The 6,000-nt window shown below is 59.6% G+C and carries 3 protein-coding genes and 1 pseudogene; 2 read left to right on the top strand and 2 right to left on the bottom strand.

Annotation, left to right across the window (positions count from 1 at the left end; genetic code table 11):
* Positions 1 to 348 precede the first annotated feature (348 nt).
* Positions 349 to 1,575: an IS110 family transposase gene (locus PKD89_RS12165; protein ID WP_289011032.1), complete on the top strand. Its 1,227-nt coding sequence runs from the start codon at positions 349 to 351 to the stop codon at positions 1,573 to 1,575.
* A gap of 524 nt (positions 1,576 to 2,099) precedes the next feature.
* Here PKD89_RS12165 and PKD89_RS12160 read toward each other — a convergent pair.
* Positions 2,100 to 3,872 (bottom strand): hypothetical protein, encoded by a 1,773-nt coding sequence (locus tag PKD89_RS12160; RefSeq protein ID WP_289011033.1) that lies wholly within the window; start codon positions 3,870 to 3,872, stop codon positions 2,100 to 2,102.
* Positions 3,873 to 4,295: 423 nt separating this feature from the next.
* A pseudogene (locus PKD89_RS19965) lies at positions 4,296 to 4,565 on the bottom strand (DUF4062 domain-containing protein); the annotation flags it as partial.
* A 195-nt stretch (positions 4,566 to 4,760) separates the two neighbouring features.
* On the opposite strand from PKD89_RS19965, the gene PKD89_RS12155 reads away from it, so the two are divergent.
* Positions 4,761 to 5,828 (top strand): IS630 family transposase, encoded by a 1,068-nt coding sequence (locus PKD89_RS12155; protein WP_289011035.1) that lies wholly within the window; start codon positions 4,761 to 4,763, stop codon positions 5,826 to 5,828.
* The last annotated feature ends 172 nt before the right edge of the window (positions 5,829 to 6,000 follow it).

Raw genomic sequence — 6,000 nt, 5'->3', positions numbered from 1 at the left:
CAGCCCCACCATCCGGCCCAGCCCTCAGGCCACCCCGAAAGACACCAGCCACCTAATGGGGTTGCTGGGTTCGTGAGAGTCTGGCTTCGAGCCGCTGGTCGGTGAGCACTCTTGTCACCTAATGGGGTTGCTGGGTTCGTGAGAGTCTGGCTTCGAGCCGCTGGTCGGTGAGCACTCTTGTCACCTGGAGCCCTTCGGGATTCCTAAGTCTAGATCGTGCCCCGGCCGGTTGGTTCGGGTTACCCATCAAGCGCTCATGGGGTGTCGTGCCGTAGAGCACTGATCCATTAGGTCGCCGCTCGGGAAGCCCGCAGGCTCACACATTGAATTGCAACCAAGGAGTACACGATGACCATTTTCGTGGGCGATGACTGGGCCGAGACCCACCATGACGTCCATCTCATGGGTGACACCGGCGACAAGCTCGCCGCGAAACGGTTGCCCGAAGGGCTCGACGGGATCGCAGATCTCCACACGCTGATCGCCGAACACACCAGCGACCCGACAGAGGTGATCGTCGGGATCGAAACCGAGCGGGGCATGTGGGTCCAAGCCCTGATCGCCGCCGGGTATCGGGTGTACGCGATCAACCCGTTGTCGGTGTCGCGCTACCGCGATCGACACAACGTCGCCGGCGCGAAGTCCGACCCGGGCGACGCCAAACTCCTGGCCGACCTGGTGCGCACCGACCGGCACAACCACCGGCCCGTGGCCGGTGACACCGACCAGGCCGGCGGGCTGAAAGTGCTCGCCCGGGCCCACCAAAACCTGATCTGGGACCGGACCCGTCACACCAACCGGCTCCGCAACGACCTCCGCGAGTTCTTCCCCGCCGCCCTGGAGGCCTTCGACAGCCTCGCAGACCGGGACGCGGTCGCCGTGTTGGGCAAAGCGCCGCACCCCGAAGCGGCCCGCCGGTTGTCGGTCTCCCAGATCCGCTCCGCGCTCCGCAAAGGCGGACGACAACGCAACCTCGATGGGCGGGCCGCCGAGAACCAAGCCGCGTTGCGGACCCCTCAACTCGCCGCACCGGCGACGGTCGCAACCGCGTTCGCTGCCACAACAAAAGCGTTGGTTCAGGTGATCGCCGGACTCAACACCACCATCGCTGAACTCGAGACCGAGTTGGCCACCCATTTTGATGAACACCCGGACGCCGACATCTACCTCTCCCTGCCAGGACTCGGTGTTGTGCTCGGCGCCCGGGTGCTCGCAGAGTTCGGGGACGACCCCGACCGCTACGACACCGCCAAGTCTCGCAGGAACTACGCCGGCACATCACCGCTCACCATCGCCTCCGGCAAGAAACACGCCGTGCTCGCCCGACGTGTCCGCAACCGGCGTCTCTACGACGCCATCGACCAGTGGGCATTCTGTGCGATCACAGCGAGCCCCGGCTGCCGCGAGTTCTACGACCAACGGCGGGCTGCCGGTGACCTCCACCACCAAGCACTCCGAGCGCTCGGCAACCGGCTCGTCGGCTACCTCCACGGATGCCACCGCACACGCACCCCCTACAACGAACACACCGCCTGGGCCCACCGCCAACCAGCCCAAACCCAGATTGCTGCTTGACACCTTCCACCCCTGGGGTGTCTAGACTGGTGCTAGGAATCGATCTCCTGGTGCATCCGCCTTGCTAGCCGGCTCGGGGCTTGGGCAGCCAATGGGTCCAGACGGGCGCTCGGGCGCTGGAGGCTGCTGTTTGGCAGACGTGCCTCCATTGGCCTCACGCCTAACAGATCAGGTGTCACCGGATCACGCGGCAGTCCCTACACAACGCAGTCGCGGTGTGGCTGGCCTTGTGTGGATCTACTCCAATGATCATGATGCCGGTCCCTTGGTCTCGTTGATGTGGAAGACCACGGCCGGCATGCCGCCTTAGAGACCCATACGCGGGAATCAAGCCTCTGTTGAGCCAGACCGCAGCCGGTCATCGACCGGGAGTGCACACCCTGGGCGAGACAAACCCGAACCGAAGGCGGCAGGCGATTCACGAGCCACCCCGGCCAACGACCTACCGGAACCTACGGCCCCAAAGCCCCAGGAACCGGTACTCACATACAAGTCGGCGCTTCAGAAAAGGCCCCCACCTCCCTTCAACCCTGGGGCAAACGACTACTGATCCTTGTGCCGCACAGTTGTAGGGGGACCTGGAGCAGGTCTTCGCTGTCGTTATACGTACATTCATCCGGCCGATCTGAAAGACCTAAAGTAACCGCTCCACGCGCCTTGCACCAGCGGACGAAATCGACGACAGCAGCGTTAGCAACCAACGCCCGACCTGGCTCTCGGCCTTTGGCCAAGGCAAGGAGCGCCCGGAGCTCTCGACGACGAAAGGCAGGAAACAACACGGCCCTTTGAGCCGCTGACGCGTCATACAGGCCATCTACCATCGACGCAAATTCCTCGTAATTTCCGTCCGGCAGAGAGTCGTGGAACCAATTCCTGTATGTTTCGCTCATCATGTAGCTGAACGCACGAGCAGTAAAGTCTCGTATATCTTTATGCGTCTCCGTGAACGCGACCAAGTATTGCTCCCCACGGTCTCCAAAGTCTGAGGGGGCCAGCGCATCTAAAAAGTCAGGCCGATCATTTGATCTATAGCTTTCGATATCTGGTCTCGGCCAAACACCCAGAGACAATAGCGCCGTGAGCGCAGCTTTTCGGTCCTCATCGTCTTGAGCGAGAGGATGCAATCGGCGCGCCGCCGTCCGATCGTATATGCTCCGTACTCTATCGTTGAATCTTTCATCTCCGCCCGCGATTGAGGTGACCAAGTCCATTATGCCCAACAGCCGGCTTTCATGAAGCGGCTGCTCCTGCACCTTCTTTGGCCCCCAGATCGTCTGGTCGATATCCATAATTAGGACCGTGTTTTCATCAACCGTGTCCCCGAGTCTCTGCGCAAACGAGACTAGGTCGTCCCACCTGTCGCCGTAGGTGATGCCCCCCACGGTGAAACACCCGACCACATCCCTATCCGAGATAAATCCATCTAGATCCCAGTTTAACCTCTGCAGGTTTCTCATCGCTCCGCCGTCGTTGATCGCAGTGTCGCCGACATACACCAAATGCGGACGGCTTTTGAACTCGGTGTCAGCCTTGAGGTGCTCGGACACTACCTCGGCATAGGCCATCTCAAATTTTCTGGAGAAGCCAGATCGCGGTAAACCTGGTTGTACCCCGTCATAGCCAAAGAGCCGCCGCATCTGTCTCAGAATGATTCGATTGTCCAAAAGGCTAGCGACAGATATCTCTTCATCAAAGACCTCTGCTTGCTGTGCTGCGCCGTTGTCGCGGCGGCGTTCAACCGTGACGCAGTCTCCAGCGCCATTCCACGCCGCGCTAAAAAGACGTTCATGATGCTCGAAGGACGTCGCGTCAACAGTGATCGCAATCGGGTTGGAGTCCACCGGACCGGGAGGGGCGGTGAGTAGCGCCCGCTCTTTGGCGTCGCTGAAGTAATAAAGACCAAAATCACGAGGAACCTGGTCGTCCTGGCCTGCTTCAGCCAAACGCACCTCAGCGCCCTCTGCTACCTGGTCCAAAAGGTCGGACAGCCATTCTTCAGAAATGAGGTTGGCGAGGTCACTCGTATAGAACAGTCGTCTCACCTTGCCACGCCCGCGCAAGAGTGCCCAGTTGTGTTCCTTGAATCGCAGCTCGTCGTCTTCCCAATACTTGTTGCCGACGCTTGTAGCGTCCAATCGGACTGGTGAGTGAGTGAAGAGTGCGTCGAGGACGAGCCTAAGCTCCGAGCCGCTTTCAAGAACAAGACCGTTTGGGTTGTCCAATTGCTCCAGCCTATTAAAGAATGCATCTTGAAGTTCCTCCGCTATCAAAAGTCCAATCAATGAGGATGTGTTCATGCTGCTGCTCCTGTGGATGGGCCTACTTTTACTGGACATTTGATTGCGAACAGCGAGTCGGGGGCGCCTCTCCACCCTTTGACCGAGTATTCGCGCGTGGCGAGCGGCCCCGGCGTAGCTCGAAAAGTTGACTAGACCCCTGGCTGACCCTCGAACTTTGGCTGTAAGGGATGCTATGGAGTATTCGAGAGATCCTGCAAGTTCGACCGGCGTTTTGTAGAACCCAACGTGATGAGCCGCTAGCGCTTTGCTCCTGAAAGCATCCTGCCGGTCGAACTCACATTGCAAGTCTCGACCATGTGGCCCTCCTAGCAATCCTCGGCTCTTAAGCTCCAGGCGAAACTCCCGTCTGCCCTCGTCTAACGTTCTTTCGTCAAGCAGAAGAAAGACCGATGGAAGGTGAAGCTGGAGTGCCAACTCATACTCCCACTCGCAGAAACTGATGTCGCGACCGGGCACCATTGAGCCGTATCTGGAGTCAAGGATGAATATCACGCCATCTGTGTCGGTTTCGAGCACCCTTTGAATCATGGCCGATGATGTATCTGTGGCGTTAGCCCCCCACTGCTCCATCCCTCTTAAAGCATGACCTGAATGCATTACTTTAAGTGTGGATACGTCGCGGTGTTCTCCGGCCACTGCTGAGACGAAAAGTCGTGCTATTCGGAAGTCAGGTTGATCGTGTGCGCGCATTGTCCCTCCGCTGGTCAACCTAGCTGGCGAAGTCATGGTGTGCCACGGATTCATGATTGTTTTTGCAATGGAGGATTGCAGGCCAGAATCAAGTACGTCTGCCCCCATGGTGGGTCTAGCCGAGGGACTAGTGCAGTCCCGCGTAAATGACACGCGTGTAATCTGGTCGGGTTGTCGATCAGAGGAGGTCACACGGTGTTCAAGGTTGCTGCTGTCGAGTTGGACGATGAGGCCAGAGCGGTGTTGGAACGCAGGGCACGGTCCACGACGATGCCGGTGCGGGTGGTCCAGCGGGCGAAGATCATCTTGTTGTGTGCTGAGGGTGTCCCGTTGCGTCAGATCGCCAAACAGGTCGGTCTGGGTCAGCACAGGGTGGGGGCGTGGCGCCGCCGGTTCATCGACGAGGGCCTTGATGGTCTCAAAGACGAGCAACGTTCTGGGCGGCCTCGTCGTCTTGGTCACGACGACCGGATCAAGATCGCAGCGATCGCGACCTCGGAGAAAGACGACGACGATCCGGTGGCCACGTGGTCATATCCGGAAGTGACCTCCAAGTTGAACGCGGAGGGGATCGAGGTGTCGGTGTCGCAGGTGTGGAGGATCCTCACCGGAATGGACATCGATCTCACCAAGGTGCGGGGCTGGTTGAACCGCCGCGACGACCCCGATTTCTGGGATCGGGTCCGTGACGTGTGTGGCCTGTATTTGAACCCGCCCGGCGGGGCGGTGGTCCTCTCCGTTGACGAGAAAACCGCGACCCAGGCGAAATCAGCGAAGTACCCTGATCAGCCTGCCCGGCCCGGTCGACACCGACGTTCTGAGTTCGAGTACAGCCGTCACGGCACCGCGTCGTTGTTCGCCGCCATGGATGTGCATTCCGGGCAGGTCCTCGCGGAGCCGATCGAGGGCAAGAACGACTCAGTCAACTTCTGTGCGTTCCTCGCGGACATCGACCGGGTGGTGGACCCGAACCTGGAAATCCATGTGGTGTTGGACAACGGGTCGTCCCACACCTCGAAACACACGACGAAATGGTTCAAGGATCACCCCCGTTGGGTGGTCCACTTCACCCCACCACACGCGTCGTGGGTGAACCAGGTCGAGTTGTTCTTCTCGATCCTGCAACGCAAGGTCATCCGAGACGGACGGTTCTCCTCGAGAGACGATCTCATCACCAAGCTGTTGGGCTTCATCGCTGACTACGACCAGACAGCCAGACCGTTCAAGTGGACCTACGCCGCCGACCCGCTCAAAACAACATGAACTACATGAACGCTATTTCCGCGCGGCTGCATTAGCTAGCCGAGACGTGCCACGCCGAATTGGGGCACATCGGAAATGAGCGGGGCTTGCCGGCCTCATCGGAGTTGAGCGGGGTTGAGGCTCATGCAGGGAGATGCGAGGTCCACCCGAACTTGACGCTCGCTATGGTCGC

It is taken from the genome of Candidatus Neomicrothrix sp. (assembly GCF_035329545.1).
In the GTDB taxonomy this organism is placed as follows: domain Bacteria; phylum Actinomycetota; class Acidimicrobiia; order Acidimicrobiales; family Microtrichaceae; genus Microthrix; species Microthrix subdominans.
This window is presented reverse-complemented; position numbering and strand designations above follow the sequence as displayed.

What these genes read in the sequence shown, in the direction of transcription:
- PKD89_RS12165 (WP_289011032.1), top strand. Translation starts at nt 349, where the DNA reads ATGACCATTTTCGTGGGCGATGACTGGGCCGAGACCCACCATGACGTC.
- PKD89_RS12160 (WP_289011033.1), bottom strand. Translation starts at nt 3,872, where the DNA reads ATGAACACATCCTCATTGATTGGACTTTTGATAGCGGAGGAACTTCAA.